At 67.6% G+C, this 19,399-nt stretch carries 18 protein-coding genes and 1 pseudogene; 6 read left to right on the top strand and 13 right to left on the bottom strand.

Translation table 11 applies throughout. The features are described 5' to 3' along the window. Positions 1-35: 35 nt before the first annotated feature. Positions 36-950, bottom strand: coding sequence for a phytanoyl-CoA dioxygenase family protein (locus ABZ883_RS41225; protein WP_360916821.1), 915 nt, complete (start codon positions 948-950; stop codon positions 36-38). Positions 951-1,440: 490 nt separating this feature from the next. Between ABZ883_RS41225 and ABZ883_RS41220 the strand changes: the two genes are divergently transcribed. The 5 genes from ABZ883_RS41220 to ABZ883_RS41200 all read left to right on the top strand — a co-directional run bounded on the left by ABZ883_RS41220 (position 1,441) and on the right by ABZ883_RS41200 (position 7,648). Then, entirely contained in the window at positions 1,441-3,360 is a 1,920-nt protein-coding gene (locus ABZ883_RS41220) for a methylaspartate mutase subunit E (RefSeq protein WP_360916818.1), read from the top strand. A gap of 44 nt (positions 3,361-3,404) precedes the next feature. Continuing rightward, complete coding sequence (locus tag ABZ883_RS41215) at positions 3,405-4,292, top strand: TauD/TfdA family dioxygenase (RefSeq protein ID WP_360916815.1); 888 nt, start codon at positions 3,405-3,407, stop codon at positions 4,290-4,292. Between the two features lie 72 nt (positions 4,293-4,364). Continuing rightward, positions 4,365-5,015, top strand: coding sequence for a cyclase family protein (locus tag ABZ883_RS41210; protein ID WP_360916812.1), 651 nt, complete (start codon positions 4,365-4,367; stop codon positions 5,013-5,015). 269 nt (positions 5,016-5,284) lie between these two features. Continuing rightward, positions 5,285-6,319, top strand: a complete 1,035-nt coding sequence (locus tag ABZ883_RS41205) for a hypothetical protein (RefSeq protein ID WP_360916809.1) — start codon at positions 5,285-5,287, stop codon at positions 6,317-6,319. Positions 6,320-6,358: 39 nt separating this feature from the next. Beyond that, entirely contained in the window at positions 6,359-7,648 is a 1,290-nt protein-coding gene (locus tag ABZ883_RS41200) for an ATP-grasp domain-containing protein (RefSeq protein WP_360916806.1), read from the top strand. Between the two features lie 135 nt (positions 7,649-7,783). On the opposite strand, the gene ABZ883_RS41195 is transcribed toward ABZ883_RS41200, so the two are convergent. The 12 genes and pseudogenes from ABZ883_RS41195 to ABZ883_RS41140 all read right to left on the bottom strand — a co-directional run. Next, positions 7,784-8,650, bottom strand: a complete 867-nt coding sequence (locus ABZ883_RS41195) for a fumarylacetoacetate hydrolase family protein (RefSeq protein ID WP_360916803.1) — start codon at positions 8,648-8,650, stop codon at positions 7,784-7,786. A gap of 27 nt (positions 8,651-8,677) precedes the next feature. Beyond that, positions 8,678-10,102, bottom strand: coding sequence for a helix-turn-helix domain-containing protein (locus ABZ883_RS41190; RefSeq protein WP_360916800.1), 1,425 nt, complete (start codon positions 10,100-10,102; stop codon positions 8,678-8,680). Positions 10,103-10,173: 71 nt separating this feature from the next. Beyond that, on the bottom strand, positions 10,174-10,767 hold the full coding sequence (gene folE, locus ABZ883_RS41185) for a GTP cyclohydrolase I (RefSeq protein ID WP_360916797.1): 594 nt from the start codon (positions 10,765-10,767) through the stop codon (positions 10,174-10,176). Positions 10,768-10,851: 84 nt separating this feature from the next. Then, complete coding sequence (locus ABZ883_RS41180) at positions 10,852-11,214, bottom strand: 6-carboxytetrahydropterin synthase (RefSeq protein ID WP_360916794.1); 363 nt, start codon at positions 11,212-11,214, stop codon at positions 10,852-10,854. A 36-nt stretch (positions 11,215-11,250) separates the two neighbouring features. Further along, positions 11,251-11,964, bottom strand: coding sequence for a 7-carboxy-7-deazaguanine synthase QueE (locus ABZ883_RS41175; protein WP_360916791.1), 714 nt, complete (start codon positions 11,962-11,964; stop codon positions 11,251-11,253). Positions 11,965-12,016: 52 nt separating this feature from the next. Further along, entirely contained in the window at positions 12,017-12,676 is a 660-nt protein-coding gene (locus ABZ883_RS41170; RefSeq protein WP_360916788.1) for a 7-cyano-7-deazaguanine synthase, read from the bottom strand. Positions 12,677-12,700: 24 nt separating this feature from the next. Then, positions 12,701-13,663, bottom strand: coding sequence for a 2-oxoglutarate and iron-dependent oxygenase domain-containing protein (locus tag ABZ883_RS41165; RefSeq protein ID WP_360916786.1), 963 nt, complete (start codon positions 13,661-13,663; stop codon positions 12,701-12,703). Positions 13,664-13,708: 45 nt separating this feature from the next. Continuing rightward, positions 13,709-14,968, bottom strand: a complete 1,260-nt coding sequence (gene ectB, locus ABZ883_RS41160; RefSeq protein ID WP_360916783.1) for a diaminobutyrate--2-oxoglutarate transaminase — start codon at positions 14,966-14,968, stop codon at positions 13,709-13,711. After that, complete coding sequence (locus tag ABZ883_RS41155; RefSeq protein WP_360916780.1) at positions 14,965-15,723, bottom strand: methyltransferase domain-containing protein; 759 nt, start codon at positions 15,721-15,723, stop codon at positions 14,965-14,967. The genes ectB and ABZ883_RS41155 overlap by 4 nt, the downstream gene beginning before the upstream one ends. Positions 15,724-16,716: 993 nt before the next feature. Next, the gene (locus ABZ883_RS41150; RefSeq protein WP_360916777.1) at positions 16,717-17,778 is read right to left on the bottom strand and encodes a LuxR C-terminal-related transcriptional regulator; all 1,062 of its coding nucleotides are present in this window, start codon (positions 17,776-17,778) and stop codon (positions 16,717-16,719) included. Between the two features lie 210 nt (positions 17,779-17,988). Further along, positions 17,989-18,768 (bottom strand): polyprenyl synthetase family protein, encoded by a 780-nt coding sequence (locus ABZ883_RS41145; protein WP_360916774.1) that lies wholly within the window; start codon positions 18,766-18,768, stop codon positions 17,989-17,991. 86 nt (positions 18,769-18,854) lie between these two features. Then, positions 18,855-19,127 (bottom strand): annotated as a pseudogene (locus ABZ883_RS41140) (polyprenyl synthetase family protein); the annotation flags it as partial. Here ABZ883_RS41140 and ABZ883_RS41135 point away from each other — a divergent pair. Beyond that, positions 19,011-19,313 carry a hypothetical protein gene (locus ABZ883_RS41135; protein WP_360916852.1) on the top strand — a complete coding sequence of 101 codons (303 nt, stop codon included), beginning with the start codon at positions 19,011-19,013 and terminating at the stop codon, positions 19,311-19,313. The pseudogene ABZ883_RS41140 and the gene ABZ883_RS41135 overlap by 117 nt on opposite strands. The last annotated feature ends 86 nt before the right edge of the window (positions 19,314-19,399 follow it).

Here is a 19,399-nt window from a genome sequence, read left to right as displayed (position 1 = left end):
GGCGGGAGCCGGCCCCGGCGACCGGCGCTGCTCGTTCACATCGAGGAGCCCGCCGTGCCCTTCGTGCCGTGCTCGTGGGAGAAGTACCCGGTGGGCGACTTCGTCCCGTCGCTCACGTGGGAGCCCTCCTGGATCTGGTAGAGCGAGTTGAACTCCGCTGCCGCAATGGGTAGCTGCCACACGCCAGCCTCACTGCGAACGGCCCTGGGCACACGGCCGCGCACCAGCTTCGCGGTCGGCTCGTTGTGCGCGGCGTGCGGACCGTAGTAGATGGGAAGGGCGTCGGCCGCTCGGTAGGACGGGATGAAAACGCGGCGGTACATGTCCGAGAGGTTCTTCTCCGACGAATGCAGGAGCAGCGGGTGGATGAAGACTACCGATCCCGCGGGCCCCTCGCAGTCGATGATCGCCGAGTCGTCCAGGCCCACGTCCGCCGGCGACGAAACCTTGCCGACGAAGTGCCCCTCCGACTCGTGGTCGAGCAGGCCGTGCCGGTGTGAGCCGGCGACGACTCGCAGAGCGGCGTTCTCCCGGGTCGCGTCGTCCAGATAGATCAGCGTGGCGACCAGGTCCGTGTTCGTGTGGGGGTAGAACGCGAAGTCCTGGTGCCACTCCACGACGCTTCCCACGCGCGGCGGCTTCACGTTGAGCTTCGAGTACTGCAGCACGATGTCGGGGCCGATCAGTTGCTCCACCGCGTCGAGGAGCCGGGCGTCCTCAGCGATGTCGGCGAAGAGTTCGTCCCTCGATGTCGGGGCCCAGATGCGGCGGGCCTTGGAGCCGTCCTCCGGCTCCGCCTCGGCGACACTGGCGAGGTCGGCGGAGGAAAGCAGTTCGTCAACGACGGACCGCGCCTTCTCGACCACCGCGGTGCTGAATATCCCGTCAGCGACACAGAACCCGTTGTCACGGTAGAACTCGACCTGACTCTGACTGAGGATGCTGCCCATCGAATAACCCTTCCGTACCGTAGCCTTCCAGCCCCGCAGATTCCTGCAGTCCAATTCGTACACGCCACCGCCTCTTGTCGCAAGGTGTTCCCGCGCGTCCGGAGCGGCAGTTGAGGCAATCCCTGGGCGCTCTTCTGCCGGGCTTCTGCCGCTGACATATACGAACGTGTTGGATACCGTCAGCGCAATGCCTGCACCGCACTCCCCCGCTTGAGGAATTCAGTGTCAGAGAAATCGCCGGCGGTCACGTTCTGCTGCGCCGCCGGGACGTGAGCGTCCGGTACGCACCGGCTGTCAGTACAGCCGCGCCGGTCCCGCCGGGACGAGGCGCGGCACAGCGATGTCCGGAGAAACGGGTGACGACGAGGTCCCCGCCCTCGGATCACCCCACCTCATCCGCCGTCGAGGGCGCGCGAAGCCCCGGTACTGCTCGCGAGCGGTGATCGAGTCCACCGGAGCACGCGGTGCCGAAAGGTAACGGAGAAACACCATGAGATTGTCGCCGCCAAGGTCGATCGTGCTCGGCGGGATCGGCGCCGACGCCCATTCGGTCGGTCTCACCCTGCTGAAACACGCCATCGACGAGGCCGGCTACACGGTCCACTTCATGGGCACGCAGAATACGCTGGACGATTTCTTCAGGAATGCGGCCGACACAGATGTCGTGATGATCTCGTGCATGGACGGTCATTTCCGCCACTATCTGAAGAAGTTTTCGGACCTGATGCTCAGGTACTCTGACATCGATGCGCTCTGGTATGCTGGCGGAAACCTCGACGTAGGCAGCGCCGAACGAATTACCGGAGAAGCGCGGCGCCTGGGCTTTCAACGCGTCTTTCCGACGTACGTCGACATCCCGACAATTCTCGCGGTCCTGGCCGAGGACCTGTTCACCAGCGCTCCCGCGGTACGTGCCAGGCCCACGGTGTCCCCCTTGCCCACCTCGCCGGGCACGGCGCCGCCCGATCAGCGGCTCACCGTGGCCGAGTTGCGGCAACAGCGACCCTCGGTTCTGGAGTCCTGGCCGACGGGCGCGCGTGCCCGGGACTTGGCGGACAACGCGGCGTTCCTGCTGCGCCAGCCGTCGTTCGCTCGGGCGCACACACCGCGGCCGCGGGCGGAACGGCCGTTTCTGATACAGCCGCGCTCGGGCGTTGCGCTCGCCGCCGAGCAGCGATCGGCGTTCCTGGCCCTGCGCCGGGCAGGCGCGGACGTGTTGTCCTACCAGATCGATTCCCTCACCAGGAACAACGAGTACCGCAAGGCCGGTGAGGCGATCGCGGAGAGCCGGGAACGAGGCACCTCGACGCTCAACGGATTTCCCATGGTCAATCATGGGGTCGATGTTCTGCGGCGGTTGAGCGCGGAGGTACGGACGCCGCTGCAGACGCGTCACAGCACACGCGACCCACGTCTCCTGGCCGAGATCTCGTGTGCGGGTGGTGTCACCGGCTTCGAGGGTGGCGCCATCACGTACAACATTCCCTACTTCAAGGAATACTCGCTGGCCCAGTCGCTCAAGCGGTGGCAGTACGTCGATCGGCTGGTCGGCCTCTATCGTGAGAAGTTCGGCGTCGTCATCGACCGTGAGTTCTTCGGGACGCTCACCGCCGTGCTGATCCCGCCGAGCCTCGCGATCGTCGTCAATGTGATCGAGGCGATGCTGGCGGCCGGTCAGGGCGTGGGGTCGGTCTCCCTGGGGTACGCCGAACAGGGCAATCGGGCGCAGGACATCGCGGCGATCAGGGTGCTGCGCGAACTGGGTCAGAAGTATCTCGCCAACCTGGGCTTTCCGGGCGTTCAGGTCAACATCGTGTTCCACCAGCACATGGCGGCGTTTCCCCGGGAGCACAACCGGGCGAGGCAGCTGATCGTGGCCTCGGCCAGCACCGGCCGGCTGTCCGGCGCTTCGCGGCTGATCGTCAAAACACCTGTCGAGGCGACCACCATTCCGTCGGTGTCCGACAATCAGGAGGGTCTGCACCTGAGCCGGCTGGGCGCGATCGAGGCGGACGGCATCGAGGTGGACGAGCGTACGGTCCGTGAGGAGGCCACCATCCTGCGGGCCGAGGTGGACCAGATCCTGGAGAGTGTCCTGCTGGCCGGTGACGGCAGCCTCACGGAAGGCGTGGTGAAGGCGTTCGGGCTCGGTTATCTGGATGTTCCCTTCTCACCCAGCGTCTACAACCGCGGCGAGGTGCTGACGGCGCGTGACGCTGATGGCGCGGTGCGGTACCTGAACCCTGGGCGGCTCAGGTTCAGCTCCGATGTGATCGACTTCCACCGGAGCCGGATGCGCGAACGCCGCAACAGGGAGCAGCCACCGGTGCGCAGCGACTGGCAACTCGTCGAGCGTGATGTGCTGCAACTGCCTTCCGGTCACTACCGGACGTGGCCGCTTGACGCCTGAACAGCATTCGGGACCCGATCACCTCACAGAAATGGAAAGCCACGATGGCAACTGATGTCACGATTCCGGAATTCACGATCCCCAGCTCGGCGGCCTCAGCCCTGCTGACACGGGGCACAGCCGCGGACACGCCTCTGGACAGCTGGCCCACCGAGGCCTTCAGAACGGCCAATACAGAGATCCTGGCGCTGCGGGACGACATACTGGCGGCGATCCGCGGAGACGCGGGTGGCGCCGTTGTACGGGTCGACCCGGAGGGACTCGACGACCACCAGGTCTCCACCCTCTACTGGAACTTCTTCACGGCGCTCTTTCGTCCGGTCCCGCAGTACAGCTCGGGCGAACTCATCTATCCCGTCGAGGTCAAAGCCGGAGCAGAGGAGACCAGTCACTACTCCAGTTCGAACAAGGCCGGCAACTACCACACCGACGGCACCCTGCTGCCGCAGTTGCCCGATGTCGCCTTCCTCTTCGGGCTGTCCGCGGCGACGGGTGGCGAGACCCTACTCATGGACGTCGACAGCCTGGTCCGGCAGCTCGCCGGGCTCGACCCGGCGCACGTCACCGAGCTGAGCCGGCCCGTGCCCTTCGACGTGAAAAACCAGACGGAAGGGATCAGGGTCAAGCGGCAGCCCGTGCTCACGCGGACGGCGGACGGCTACGAGCTGCGCTACGTCCGCATGTACATCGAGCAGGGCTTCGCCGCCGAGGGCACGCCGGTGCCTCCGGAGCTTCTCGCGGCCATGGACGCCTTCGACAAGGTCTCCGCCTCGGCGGCCGAGCACGCGGAGTCCGTGCTGCTCGAACGGGGCGTCGGCCTGCTCTGGGACAACCGGCGCATGCTCCACGGCCGGCATCCGTTCCAGGAGACCACCTCCAGCCGCAGGCTGCGGCGTGTCTACGGGGTCGCGGCCGACGAACGAGCCCAGTGACCGAGGCGAGCCCCCTCCCGGCGCGATCCCCGATCGCGGCGCAGCACAGTCGAGTTGAAGGAGCAGCACTGCATGTCTCGCACCATTGACCTCTCCCACCCGCTCGAACAGGGCATGCCGCACGCGCGTACGATCCCCGCTCCCGAGTTCACGCCCACCAGCACGTGGGCGGAACACCGGATGCGGGTCATGCGACTGAACATGCCGACCCACATCGGCACTCACCTGGACGCCCCGTCGCACTTCGTCGAGAACGGCGCCACGGTGGACCAGTTGCCGGTGTCGGCTCTGGTCGGTCGGGCCTACTGCCTCCAGGTCCTGCGGGACAGCGCGGAGCCGATCACGGCGGCCGATCTGGAGTCCGCCGTGGACCTCGGACCCGGTGACGCACTGCTGGTCCGCACCGGGTGGGACGACCGCTACGGCGAGGACGCCTATGTGGACAAACACCCGTACCTCACGGTCGACGCGGCCGAGTGGGCCGTGGCCAAGGGACTGCGGCTCATCGGCATGGACACAATCAGCCCTGAGATGCCCATGAGCATGCGTCCGCCGAACTTCCCCTACGACGTGCACCGCACGCTGCTGTCCGCGGGCACACTGATCCTGGAGAACCTGGTGCTGCGGGAGATCGCGGACCGGTGGTGCACGCTGTTCACAGGCGTGCTCAACGTCCTCGGCGGCGATGGCGCGCCCACGAGGGCGCTGGCCGTGCTGGACTGAAAGACAGCGTTTCCGCGACGACCCAGCGGGTCGAGCTCACCGTCTCGGACCAGCCGGGCGTGCCGCAGCGTTCGCCGGCCGGCCGTTGACGATGAGGAGCCGGCGGCACCGGACCTGCCTCGGTGCGGCGCTGCCCCTCACGGGGATTCCCCGCTCCGCGAGCCGGTGAACGTGCGCTCTTCTGCCGGGCTTCTGCCGCTGACGGATGCACATCCCGTGGTTAGTGTCGAACCACCCCCGGACCCGCACTCCTCCACTTGAGGTATTCGATGTCACAAGTATCGCCGATGGCCGCCGAGGACCGGCGATCATATTCAGTCGACATACTCGACTGCACACTCCGTGACGGTAGTTACGCTGTCGATTTCCAGTTCACGGAAAGTACGATCAAGAGCGTCCTGACCGGCCTTGAAGGTGCAGGTGTCCGATTCGTCGAGCTGGGTCACGGATTGGGCCTCAACGCCGCAGAGCGCACGCCCCACCCGACGCGTGTGTCGGACGCGCGGTGCTTCAGTATCGCCTCCGAGACGCTGACAAGCGCGAGTTGGGGCATGTTCTGCATCCCGGGCATCGCCGAGCTCGATCACCTCCGCCAGGCCGCGGCCGCCGGCATGCGGTTCGTGCGGGTCGGCGTGGACGTCACCGCCGTGGCTCCGGCCGAGACGTACATCGCCCTCGCCAAGGACCTCGGCATCACGACGTTCGCCAATCTCATGAAGACGAACGTGCTCGGCACCGACATGGTCACAGCCGCGGTCCGGCAGTGTGCCGACTACGGCGCCGACACCGTCTACCTGGTCGACTCGGCGGGTGGCTACCTGCCGGGGGACGTCACCGAGCTGTTCGAGAAGGTCCGTCAGTCGGTGACGGTTCCGCTCGGCTTCCACGGGCACGACAACCTGAACCTCGCCAACGCCAACTCGCTCGCGGCGGCGGCCGGCGGAGCGCGGTTCGTCGACACGACCCTCGACGGCATCGGCCGCGGTGCCGGCAACACCATCACCGAGACGTTCGCAGCGACCCTGCACGTCCAGGACGGGCGCGACAGGTACGACTTCCGGGCCCTGGCGGAGCTGAGCGAGTCCGTCGTCCGCCCGTTGGAGCGGCTGCACGACGACCGCACCTACCAGGTCGCCGGCGGAGTCACCCGAACCCACTCCAGCTTCTTCCCGCTGATCGGCAGGTGCGCCGAGATCGCGAACGTCGACGTCTTCGACCTGATGGCCGCGGTTGCCGAGAGGGACCGGGTCAACCCCGCCGAGGACATGGTGCTCAAGACCGCACACGCCATGGCCGCACACTAGCCGTCGGCGCGGCACACGCCTCTCCTGAAAGGAGTCTCGGTGGAACCGAGAGACCCGGTGATCCTGCTCGTGGATCCCGCCAACAGCATGAACGGACACCACTACCGGACCGCCGTTCGCGATCTCGGATTCCAGGCGCTGGCCGTCTCCACGGGTCTGACCACCGCCGCTGACCAACCGGCCGGCGTCGACGGCGGGATGTCGGTGCAAGCCTGCGATGTCGACGACGCCGTCCGGCAGGTGCGCGCGTCCGGGTTCGACGTGCGAGCCGTCGTCCCCGCCCACGGGGCGACGCTGCACGTGGCCGACGAGATCGCGGCGCGGCTCGGCCTGCCCGGTAACGACCCCGCGCTCGGCTGGGCGCGGCGAAACAAGTCGGCCATGCGGACCAGGGCCGCGCAAACGGGCGTCCGGGTTCCCGAGTTCCGGCTGGTCCACTCCCTCGACGGGGTGGCGAAGGCCGCACACGACATCGGCTTTCCCGTCATCGTGAAGCAGACCATGGGCACGGGGTCCCACGGTGTCTCGGTAATCACTGACGCGGCGGCTCTGGACGAGGCGGACAGGGTGCCGACGGTGGACCTGCACGGGCGGCCGCTCACCGAATGGCTGGTGGAGCGCTATGTACGCGGGCGCGAGTACGCGGTCAATTTCTGCAGCGCGGACGGTGACCACCGTCTCATCGACATGTGGGAGTACCGGCGCCCCGACGACCGCGACTACGACTTCCCCCTGTGGGACATCGTCCAGATCGGTGACGACCACCCCGACTATGTCCGGGTGGAGCGGTTCGTCAAGCGCGTGCTCGACGAATTCGGCATCCGTCTGGGACCCAGCCACATCGAGGTCAAGTGCAGTCGCGACGGAGACGAGGTGTACCTGATCGAGCTCGCGGCCCGCTTCTCCGGAGGGCCCGCGGTGCCGATGTGGACGAGGCACTCCGATCTGCGGCCGTTCCACGACGCCGTCGAGTGCTACCTAGGCCGGCGTCCGGACGCGATCGACGGTGATCACGGCTTCAGGGCCGTACTCGGTTCCGTCGTCATTCGCAACGACGACGCTCCCGGCGCCTTGGTGGCCGTGCACGGGCTGGGCGAGCTGAGCGCGCTGCCGGGCGTCGGGGACGTGCTCGTGGAGTTCGGGCCCGGGGACCACGTGCCGATCACGAACCACAACATGTGCATCCCGGTCAGCGCCTCGGTGCACGGCCCGGACCGGGCGAGTGTGCTGCGCACCATGGCCATCGCGCGGCAAGCGGTCAGGCTGGAGATCGCGCCCCTCCCCGCCGAGCCGGCTGGGGTCGCGCCGGGTCCGGACACCACGGGCTGAGGGGCCTCGGACGGGCGTCGACACCGCTGCGCCGACGCCCTCGTCCGGTCCGTCACCGACCCGATCCGGTCGCGCCCGGCGCGACCGGGGACGCACGCCTGGCTCCGGATCCGCGGGAGACGGCGCCAACGGGGTTCAGCGGCCGGCGGAGGGCGCGTTCCTGACGGTGTTGCGGAGGGTGCCGACACCCTCGACACGGGCTTCCACGGTGTCCCCGTCGTGGATCACGCCGGCGCCGGGGGTCCCCGTGGCTATCACGGACCCGGCTTCGAGGACCATGCCGCCGGAGAAGTAGCCGACCTGCCAATGGGGGGCGTACATCATCGCGGACACCTGGTTGGACGCGATCGTCTCACCGTTCACGACGGTGGAGATCCGTACGGCGGAGAGGTCGGGGATCTCATCGGGGGTCACGATCCAGGGTCCGAGGCTGCAGAAGGTGTCGAAGGCCTTCGCCCAGGGGATGTGGCGGGGGTTGACGCGGATCACGTCCTCGGCCGTCATGTCCAGGACCGTCGTATAGCCGAAGATCACGGACGGAGCGTCCTCGGGCGACACGTCCCGGCAGGTGGTTCCGATGACCACGCCGAGCTCGGCTTCGGCGGTGATGCGCTCCGACTGGACGGGAAGCACGATGTCGTCGCCGCACCCGATCACCGTGGAGGCGGGCCGCAGGTAGGAGCCGGGGGCGTCGGTCGGCTGCCGTACCCCGAGGTCGTCCGCGTGGCGCACGTAGTTCAGGCCCACACCCCACAGCTTCGGCGGACACCGGTACAACGGCCCGAAGTCCGGCTCGTCCCGCAGGGCCGGCACGCCGGGGTCGGGCAGGGAGGCCACCGAGGCAGCGAGCGCGGCGGCCTGGCCCTTCTGGATGATGTCCAGCATGGTCGGGCCGTAGTCCGTTCCCGCGATCGCGTTGACGAGGCTCAGGGTGACGAGCCCACCGGCCGTCGACAAGCCGACGTCCTCACCGGTCGCGGTGCGAAGAGTGCAGAGTCGCACGGTCGATTCCTTCCGGGGGCGCCGGCATCACGCGGCTGCGTTCTGTCCGGCGAAGCTGACGATGTTGAGGACCTTGAACTTCGCCACGTCGTGGTGGTCGACGCGGCGGAGTATGCCGAGGATGAGGAGGTGGTAGATGTCGTTGGCGCATTCCGCGGCCGACAGGCCCATCTCGTCCGCCACCTCCGGAACCGACCAGTCGTCGTCGGGTCCGGGCGCGTTGCGGGACATGGCCGCCAGCAGGTCACGCTGGCGGCCGCTCAGTGCGGCGACGGTGTGGTGCACCGACGTGTAGGTGTCCGGCCGGCGATGGCTCCCGTGGGGGCGTCGCGCAACCGTGAGCGGCTCGACGGTGAGTTGCTGGGAAAGCTGCCGCAGAGAGTAGATCAGGCTCCATTGGGCGGCGGACTCGAGAGCGGCGGGGAGCCCGTCGAGCGCACGGCAGATCCGGGCGGCTTCGGCGACGACATGGGAGTCGGGGTGGAAGGCCGGCCGGATGCGCTTCATCTGGGCGAGGAGCAGCGTCACCGACGCCACCTTGTCCAGGTCCGCGGACTCGGTGTCGGACGGGGGCACCGGAAGCGGTGCGAGGGGAAAGAGCGTGTCGAGGGGCATGCCCACGGGGTTTCTCGTCGTGACGAGAATCCGCAGCCGGGGGCATGCCGCCAGGAGGTCGGCCGCGATATCCGCCGGCCCGTCCTCCGGCCGGGCACCGTCGAGGACGAGGAGGCCGGCCGACTCACCGATGGACTCGGCGAGGCGCCGACGGCCGTCCTGCCCGCCGTTCACCACCTGGCGCAGCAGTGTGAGTTGCTCCGAAGCCCCAACCGGGGCCTTAGCCCCCCGGAGCCGCTCCTCGTCCAGGGGCAACCAGAGGACCGTCGCCTGCTCCGCTGCCTCGAGCGCATGCGCCACCTCCAAAGCGAGCCGTGTCTTGCCGACGCCCTCGATCCCGGCAATCGTGACCAGGCGGTGGTGCTCGGCACCCAGCATCGTCACCAATGCCGCCAGCTCGTGGTCCCGGCCGATGAACGGGCCGCTCATCGCGGGTTCCACCCCCGCCGGCGGGCCTGCCGGGATGTCGTTCGCCAGTCGCTTCATCTGGGCTGCGCTGAGACCGAGGGCATCGCCGAGAAGTCGCAGGGAGTCCGCCCTCGGTTGGCGTACCCTTCCGTTCTCCAGATCGCGGATCGCTCGGATGCTGAGCGTGCTGGAGCGCGCCAGCTGCTTCTGCGACAGCCCGCTCTGCAGCCGCAGGTCCCGCAGGCGTCGCCCGAACGTGGCCTCCGGCCGGTCGCCGTCGGCCTCGCCCTGAGGGAAATCGATCGCGACGGTCTGCTTGATCAACTCAGCTGCGGAGACGGTCGGTTCGCGGCTAAGGGCCATCTGCGCCTCCCACCCCGGAAGCCGAGTGGAGATCAGACCGATTCCTGACACCGATGGTGTTTGCATGGCACATGCTCCTCGGGACCGCTGCCGAGGCCCCGGACAGGCCCCTCAGGGGTACGGATGGGTGTTCGGTTTCAGGGGCGCAGCAGGTTGAACACCTCGGCCCGGAGCCCGGCGTCCTCGCCGAAAGCCCCGCGGTAGGCCGTCGAGGTCATCTTGGCGGCCGCCTTGATGCCCCGCATCGTCATGCACAGATGCTCGCCCTTGCCGATGACGGCCACGTCCTCCGCCCCGCTGAGGACCGCGACGTCCTCGGCGATCTGCGAGACCAGCCGCTCCTGGACCTGGAGCTTGTGCGCATGCCGATGGGCGATCCGGGCGAACTTGGACAAGCCGAGCAGCCGGCCGGCCGGGCGATAGGCGATCGTCACCGAGCAGTTGAACGGCAGCAGGTGGTGCTCGCAGAGAGACCAGACCTCGATGTCCGAGACGACCACCAATTGCTCGGTGCCGACCGACTCGAACAGCGTGCCCACTGATCCCGGCTCGTAGTTGATGAATTCGCGCCACCAGCGGGCGAAGCGCGCCGGAGTATCACGCAGACCGTCGCGATCGGGGTCCTCCCCGATCTCCTTGAGGAGCTGCCAGGCAAGCGCGACCAGTGGGTCTTCCTCCCGCGGCCTCCCCGAGTCGGCGTCACCCTCGTGCACCCACGTCGTCACAGACATCCAAGCACCTTTCCAGTGCGACCGGCACGGCCGTTGCTCGATTCCGATGCACGGGCGGCCGGCTCCAGCCCGCCGCCCGACGTTTCAGGGCCGGTACTCGGCCCAGGTCTTGGGGGTCTCGGAGATGCGTACGGACGTCAGCTCCGGGAACTCCTTCGACCATTGCTCGTAGAGCCAGACCGCCAGGTTCTCGGCGGTGGGGTTGGCCTCCACCAGGTCGTTGAGGTGACGGTGGTCGAGTGTTTGGTCCAGCCACGACTTGAAGGAGGCCAACTCGCCGTAGTCGCGCACGAACCCCGTGGGTGTCAGTTCGGACCGGTCGGCGCTCAGCTCCAGCTCGACGACATAGTTGTGGCCGTGCAGCCGGGCACACTGGTGCCCCTCGGCCAGGCCGGAGAGCCGATGGCTGGCGGAGAACTCGAACTTCTTGGTGATACGCAGCGTCATGATTCCGATTAACCCATCTCGCTTGATTCAGCCACGTCAGACAGCTCGCTTGTCGCCCCACAGCAGGGTGTGCAGGCGTGTCGTGAGGTTCCAGCCGCGTGCGACCACCGCATCGGCCAGCTCAGCCATGTGCCGGCTCACCTCGGCGCCCGTCCGACCCTTCGGCATGATCCAGACCGAGTCGAGGCCGAATTCCTCGACCAGTCGGGCAACCTCGTCCAAGTCGTCGGCGTTGCGGCAGACGAATTTGAACGTGGAGCCTTCCGTGCGCGCGAGGCTCTTCAGCGCGTGCGGCACGATCCGCCTGGTGACCGGGTCACCCGCGTGGGCCAGCTTCGGCGAGACGTTGAAGCGGACTCCGGCGGCCACCAGGGCCGGGGCCGCGGCGTGGGTACCGTTGGTCTCGATCTCGATCTCGAGGCCGCGCGCCGTGAGCAGTTCGACCAGCGGGACGAGTCGGCTCTGCTGACCGAGTGGCTCGCCGCCGGAGATGACAATCAGCTCGACACCGAACGCGAGGAGCTCCTCGGCCACGTCGCTGACCGGGCGGCGGTGCAACTCCTCACGGGGGTTGTATGCGACCCCGGATTCCCCCGCACCGGTCCAGTCCCATGTGTAGGGCGTGTCGCACCACGTGCACGACAGGTTGCAGCCACCGAGCCGCAGGAAGGCGCACCTGCGGCCCATCGACCGGCCTTCGCCTTGAACGGTAGGGCCGAAGATCTCGTTGACTACGAGTTCCGCTTGCACGTGGCACCGCATCCTTCCCGGTCGAGACGGCCTGTGCGGCGGCTGGCGGCGGTCACCGGGGGGCCCACGCTTCGCGATAGACTGTGGGGTCGGTGATACCCAGATCCATGAACGCTGCACGCCGTTCGACACACGCCGCACACGCGCCGCAGTGCATGTCCTCACCACGGAAGCACGTCCACGTCTGGTCCCAGGGCACACCGAGCTTGTCGCCGAGAGCGACGACTCCGGTCTTCGGCAGTTCGATCAGTGGAGCGAGCAGGTCGACCTCGGTCGCCAGCGAACCCCGGGTCGCGACCCGCTCCATCGCGAGGAACAGCCGCAGGAACTCCTCGGAGGTGTCGGACGGGCCGACGTCCTCGGCCATGACTCCGAAGGCCACGGCATCCGCCCGCACCGTGACCGCCAGGGCGAACGCCACCGACAACAGGACGGCGTTACGGTTCGGCACAATGTTCGGGTTGCCGTCCACCGGCCGGTCCGGGCGGGGCACCGCCACATCCGGATCCGTCAGCGACGATCCGCGCATCACGCTCCTCAGGGTGCGCAGATCGACCTCCTCGTACGGCGCACCGATCCGTTCCGCGACAGCCGCGGCGAACCGGAGTTCCTTGCGGTGGCGCTGGCCGTAGTCAACGGCGAGCACATGAAGGTCGTGACCCTGGGCGGCGAGGTGATGCGCCATGGTGACCGAGTCGATCCCGCCGGACACGACGGCGACGATTCTGCTCATGGCTCAGCCCACCCGCACGGAATCGTGCGAGACGCCGAGCTTCTCGAGCACCGTCCGGCGCGCGTACGACGCCGGCAGGCCCCGGCCACCACCGACCGGAGCGGCCAAGGGCTCGATCAACGTGTCGGGGTCGGTCTCGAAGAAGAAGACCAGTGACAGCAGTTCCTCGTCCGGGGCGGCCGAACTGGGCGGCAGAACGCGGTGCTTCAAGGCCCTCCAGCGCCCATCGGTCCACAGCTCCATCAAGTCACCGAGATTGACGATGAACGAGTCCGGGCTGTAGGGAGGCGGAAACCAGCCGTCCTCCTCGGTCCACGCCTGCAACCCACCCACACCTTGCTGGCGGCACAGCAGGGTGACAGTGCCCAGGTCGGTGTGCGGCCCGTTGCGGAACTGACCGCGAGCGACCTCTCCGATACTCGCGTACGACGGGTACCAACTGGCGTTCTGCGTCCACGTCGCCCTTCGGGCCCGTGAAGTGAAGAAGTCCTCCGGCAGCCCCAAGGTGATGGCAAGCAACTCGTTGACCGAACGCGCCACCCGCAGCATGTGCGCCGTGTACGCGTCCGCGGCCGCCCGCAGCTCCGGCAGCTCCACCGGCCAGCGGTTCGCGGGATAGTTGAACCGGTCCCGCTGCTCGTCGCCGGTACGATGGCCGGGCCCCATGTAGAACGACTCGTGAAGGTCCGGTGCGCTCGGGGCATCTTTGTCTTCGCTCACCGGCACCCCGACACCGCCGGGGGGATGCATCTCCAGCCATCCGCCGTCGTACGCAGCCTCGATGGCGTACTGGGCCTTGACCTCTCTGCGCAGACCGAAGAAGCGCTTGGCGGCGGCCCGGAAGTCGTCGATCACGACCTGCGGCACACCGTGCCCCGACAACAGGAACATGCCGGTACCGCCCAGCGCGGCGTCCAACTCCGCGGCGATCGCGGCACGATCGGTGCCGGACGCCTCGCGCCACACAGCGAGGTCGACTTCGGGAATCCTGCCTGGCACAGCCGTGACCCCTCACTTCCTCCGCGCGAGCACCGAGCTCACGCACGTACGGATGATGCCGAGACCCTCGTCCAGGTCGTCGTCGCTGATGGTCAGCGGGGGCAGCAGCTTCACCACGTCACCGGCCGCACCGGAGGTCTCCATGAGCAGGCCCGTTCCGAAAGCCGCGGCGCACACCGCGCGGGCCGCGCCCGGGGTGGTGAACCGCAGGCCGGCCGCGAACCCCCTGCCGCGGACCTCCAGGGCCGCCTCGGGGTGCTCGGCCACAACGGCGCCCAGGGCCGTCGCGATCCGCTCGCCTCGATCGCGGGTGGACTTCTCCAGCAACCTGTCACTCCAGTAGGCGCGCAGCGCCTCCGCCCCCGTCACGAAGGAACCGCTGACACCGCGGAAGGTCCCGCTGTGATCGCCCGGTTTCCAGACGTCCAGTTCCGGGCGGATGAGAGTGAGGGCCAGGGGAAGGCCGAAGCCTCCGATGGACTTGGACAGACAGACCATGTCCGGAGTGATCCCGGCGTCCTCGAAGCTGAAGAACGTTCCCGTGCGACCGCAGCCCATCTGGACGTCGTCGACAATGAGCAGCACCTCGTGCCGCTTGCACACCTCGGCGAGATCGCGCAGCCACTCCGCGCCGACGGCCCTCAGTCCGCCTTCGCCCTGCACCGTCTCCACGATGACGGCAGCGGGCCGGTCCAGCCCGCTGCCCCCGTCCGACAACAGCCGGTCGAGATGGCGCGGCCCGGATTCGCCGACGCCCGGGTAGCCGTCGTAGGGCATCGGGGTCGCCAGGGTCAGGGCCACTCCGGCGGCCGCGCGCTTCGCCACGTTGCCACTGACCGCGAGGGCCCCCAGGGTCATCCCGTGGAAGGAGTTGGTGAAACTCACCACCGACTGCCGGCCTGTGACCCGGCGGGCAAGCTTCAAGGCCGCCTCGACCGCGTTCGCGCCGCCGGGGCCGGGGAACAGCATCTTGTAATCCAGCCCGCGCGGCATCAGGACGAGGTTCTGGAAGGTCTCGAGGAAGTCGCGCCTCGCCACGGTGAACATGTCCAGCGCGTGCGAGACCCCGTCCCGGGCGATGTAATCCAGCAGGGCCTGCTTGAGCACAGGGTTGTTGTGACCGTAGTTGAGCGCGCCAGCGCCGGCGAAGAAGTCCAGGTAGGGCTGACCGTCCTCGGTGAACAGCAGGCTGCCCTCCGCCCGGTCGAACACCACCGGCCACTGCCGACTGTAGCTTCGGACCTCGGACTCGAGATCGGAGTGGATCGTCATGCTGCCCTCCGCCCCTGGACCACGAACCAGTGCCGGTCGAGGCGGATGCCGCGGCCGCTGCCGGCCGATGCCACGTAGCGTTCGAACGCAGCCTGGTCGGCCACCGTGTCGTAGTCCTCAAAAATCGGTACCTGGCGCAGGAACGTGTCGAGCTCGACCGGCGAGTGGTAGAACTCCACGGTCCGGAAGGTCTTCTCCAGTACCACCGTGAAACCGGCCTCGGTCAGCTCCTCGACCACTTCGTCCATCACCGGCCTGCCGTCCCAGCGACCGTAGAGCTGGCCACGGCCGAAGGTCTCCTTGAGTACACGGGCGTCCCTCTCGCCGATGCCCATGTAGATCAGATGGCCGCCGGACCTGAGTACCCGGAGGAACTCTCCCGGGAACAACGGCCCGCGCCGGGAGGTGAGCACGTCCGCCTCCCCCTCAGGAAGGCCGGTACGGGACGCATCGCGTCGCTCGAACCTGACGCCGGCCGGCCCGGACTCCGCCCGCCTGCGCTCGGCGGCCTCCAGCATCGCCTCCGACATGTCGACACCGAGCACACTGCCGAACGCCGGGGCGATCCTCAGCAGGCTGCGCCCATCGGCGCAGCCCACGTCGACCAGCCGGACGTGCGGACCACCGACGCCTCTCGCCAGCTCGTCGAACGCTGCCTCCGGATCACCGTCCGGGAAGACGTCAGTACGCAGTCCCCCGCTGGTGTATCCGCCGAACTCGTCAGCAACCCGCGAGTAGAAATCCGGGTTCATCATTCCCTATCTACGCTTGATCGATCCGGCGGAGCAGCCCCGCGGAATACGTTCGGCATGTGGTGCGTGACAGCCCGCCGACGACGGAAGCAACGGTCGATCGGGATCAGTCACGGGATGTGAACGCGCGTCGGCGATCTCTCCCGGAATGGCGTTGCCAACGATGTACGCCCATGTGCCCACCGGCACACAGCACAACGCATCCACCGTCCCGGTCGGTGCCGACGTCCCCCGCAGACGGTCACTTCCATGCGGACCGCGATCGCGCCGATGCCGACCGGTGGGGACCCGGCCCCATCGCCGGCACGCACACCAAGGACGGCCTGTCGTACGCGACGGCAGGGTGTGTGCTGCCCTCACGCTACGTCACGAGGACCTCTTGTCCTCTGGGGCCAGACATCCGCAGCCGGACACCCGCCAGCAAAGACGGAGAGCTCCGATCGAAGCGCCGGAACCGCCCTGCCCGCTAGTCGTTCCACCCACCGCGCTGCCGGCCACCCCAGGAACTGTCGTCGAGGCAGACCACATCGCACTTCTGCACTGTCACGAACGCCTCCGCATGCCGGAACGCCGTGTCGGAAGCACCCGCGGCAGTCGCCGACCACCCGGACAGGCATGCGGCCGCAATCGCGGCCACGACCAACACGCCTCGCACAGCCGTCTTGTCACCAGCCATGGAAGTCTCTCCTCTGTACCGGCGCGTGCCACTCCGACCCGCGATCCGTGACAAGGATGTCAACGGGACCACTCCGATCACCAGCGCCCCACCCCTTCAGCAAGTTGTCTGGCAGCAGGAAGACCGGGGAACACAACGCCTCAAAATGGATTCCCAACCACTTGGCACGCGTTCACGGACCCGTGGGCAGCCACGATGTCGGCCGGATAGGTCGGCACTCGGCGCGAGGGCGGGACACGGAGGCGGACTAAAAACCTGGTCCCTCGCCTGAACCGTGGCGCGCGGACCGGCCGCACGACGCCAGGTCGTCACTTCTCACCTCAACGGGCGGGGCACTGCGTCTCGACACACGCATCCCCCTCGGCGCAGCCGCACGAATCCACGGCCGGCGCCTTGGCAAGCCCATGGGTGGCCGCGGCCACACCTGCCTGGAAGCGGCTTGTGGCCTTCAACTGCTCCATGATGTCGGCAATGTGGCGTCGCGCCGTGCGCAGAGACATCCCGAGACGACGCGCTATCGTCTCGTCCTTGTGGCCCTCGGCCATCAGACGCACGATGGTCTCGTGGATGTCACGTGAAACCTGCTCAAAACCCTGCACCGCCGCATCCACGAACGGTGTACCCCGTTCCCAGGCCTCTTCGAAGACATCGCACAAGTACGCCACCGTTGACGGCTCGCGCAGGACGACGGCCCCCCAGGACTGGTCCTGCACGGGGATGAAGGCGACCTCCCTGTCGAACACGATGAGCCGCCCGAAGAGTTCGTGAAGGGTGCGGTACCGTGCGCCCAGCGCCGACGCGGCTGCGACGTACGCCTGACTGGGTCCGTTGAAACGGGCCGTGTGATGGTAGAGCGTTCGGATGGACACGCCCCGCTCCAGGAGCTCGGCATCGCGCTCCATCGCCTCGGACATGGCCTCGGGTTTGCGCGCGCTCCCGCCGGGCTGGCACGTGATCATCTCTTGGCGGCACCGCGCGGCTTCCCGGTTCAGTGCCGCGCGCACCTCGCCCAGGCTCCCGAGGACGTCCAGCCCCCGGGCAGAGTTACCCTCGTCCGCATAAAGGGGAGTGAAAAGCTCGAACTCCTCTCGAATTTCCTGGATGCGGCGCTCCTCCTCTCGCACGCGCGCCATGATCGGACCCGTGAAACCGGCCATCGCGACGGCCGGATCCACCGCGAATCCAGTCCCCGAATCATCGCCGGCGCGCACCACAAGGCCTGCCGCACAGAGTCGGTCGAGACTTTCCCTGATCTTCTCGTCGGCCAACCCGAGCTCCTGCCGCATTACCCCCAGGTCAATTCGGCGGTTCTTTCGGATCCATGCATAGACAGTCAGGTTGGTCTCGTTTGCCTCGCCGTGCTTCGAGAGGATCACAATCACCTTCCGCATTATTCCGTCACCCCTGGCATCAGGGGAGTTTCGTACAGTCATTGCTGGGGGGGGACAGGGCTCCCGCAGTCTAGAGGACGTGGAGCACCGACCGACCTCGCCTCCAAATGCTGGATACGCGTTTAACGGCTGCCGGCAGCTTAGTTGACGGCGCATCCGGTGCAATTTCGTATACGACCGCTCCACGGTTGACGGATTGCGTCAAGGCGGGTTTCGCCGGGACGGGAGGAGCGCGCAATCAGGGATACCGCGATGCCGGACCCCTACTCCCGGTGCGCTCAGGATCGCGCCAAACCGCGAACGGTCGCGTCGGCCAGGCTGATCTCCGCGTGGGCGGCAATCGGCCGGTCGCGATCCGAGCCACCGATCACGTCGTTCCGACGACCATCGCCTCCCGGGCTCGCCGCCAAGTACGCCACCACGACGGATCCCGCTTCCCTCGCAGGCCATCCCCGCGCCCAGGCGCAGCTCCAATGATTCAGAGGTGCCGTAGCAAGGAACGGCACAAGTCCTCCATCGCTGAGCGGGCGGCGCATCGGTGTAGCTCTGCAGCGTGCCCGTGGCTTCGTCGACGAGGTGGACGAGGCGTGCCCGGGCGTCCCTGAGTGCCTGGTGGCTCCTCAGGAGTCGCAGAGCCTCCTCGACTTCGTGGTCACTGCTGATGCCGCTGCTGACCAGCTTGCGTAGTCGCGCGTCCTCCGGGTTGGTGGTGTCCGGCGGCATGGCGTGCAGGATCAGCAAGGGGAGCGTCTGAACAGCTTGACGCAGGTCAGTGCCGGGAGCCTTCCTGAAGTCGCGACCCGCGCCGGTGATGTCGAGGACGTCGTCGGTAATTTGGAAGGCAGCGCCGATGCGCTCGCCGAACATGCCGATGGCTTCGACGGTGGTCGGGTCTGCGCCGCCGACGAGGGCGCCGATTCGCCCGGCCCCGGCGACGAGGACTCCGGTCTTGTCGGCGATGACGTCAAAGTAGTGCTGCACGGGGTCGCCTTGAGTGGAGGGTCCGGCGAGTTCCAGGCTTGACCTCTGATGAGGCGCAGCATGAGGCTCTGGTAAGCGTTGATGACCTCTTCGCCGAGGTCCGCGATGATCTGGGCTGAACGAGCGAGAAGGAAATTGCCGGACCTGACCGCCGTACGATTGCCCCAGCGGGCGTTGACGCTCGGTACGCCGCGTCGCAGTCGAGCCTCGTCGATGACGTCGTCGTGATGCAGGGATGCGAGGTGGACGAGTTCCACTGCTGCCGCCGCCTTGATGACTTCGGGGGCGTCCCGGTCACCGAAGTGTGCGGCAAGGAGTGTCATCGCGGGCCGGAAGCGTTTGCCGCCGGCAGCAAGCAGGTGTTGCACCGGGGCCTGCAGCTCGGCCTCATGATGCTTTGTAGCGTCCCGCAAGACGGATTCGACCGCCGCCAGTTGCGCCTCGATGTCTTTTTTGAGTACGGGATGCTTGAGAGCGTTCCAGCGAGGTATTCGTGCAGACATGGTCTTTTCGGCGTTTCTCATGGTGAGGGCATGGGGCCTTGACCCCTGATCTTGGACACGCGAGACACTGGATCCTGAGGATCTGAGGACGGACATCTCGTGGTCATGAAGAACTATCCGCCGCAGTT

Origin of the sequence: Streptomyces sp. NPDC046977 (assembly GCF_040644455.1) — a bacterium.
In the GTDB taxonomy this organism is placed as follows: domain Bacteria; phylum Actinomycetota; class Actinomycetes; order Streptomycetales; family Streptomycetaceae; genus Actinacidiphila.
This window is presented reverse-complemented; position numbering and strand designations above follow the sequence as displayed.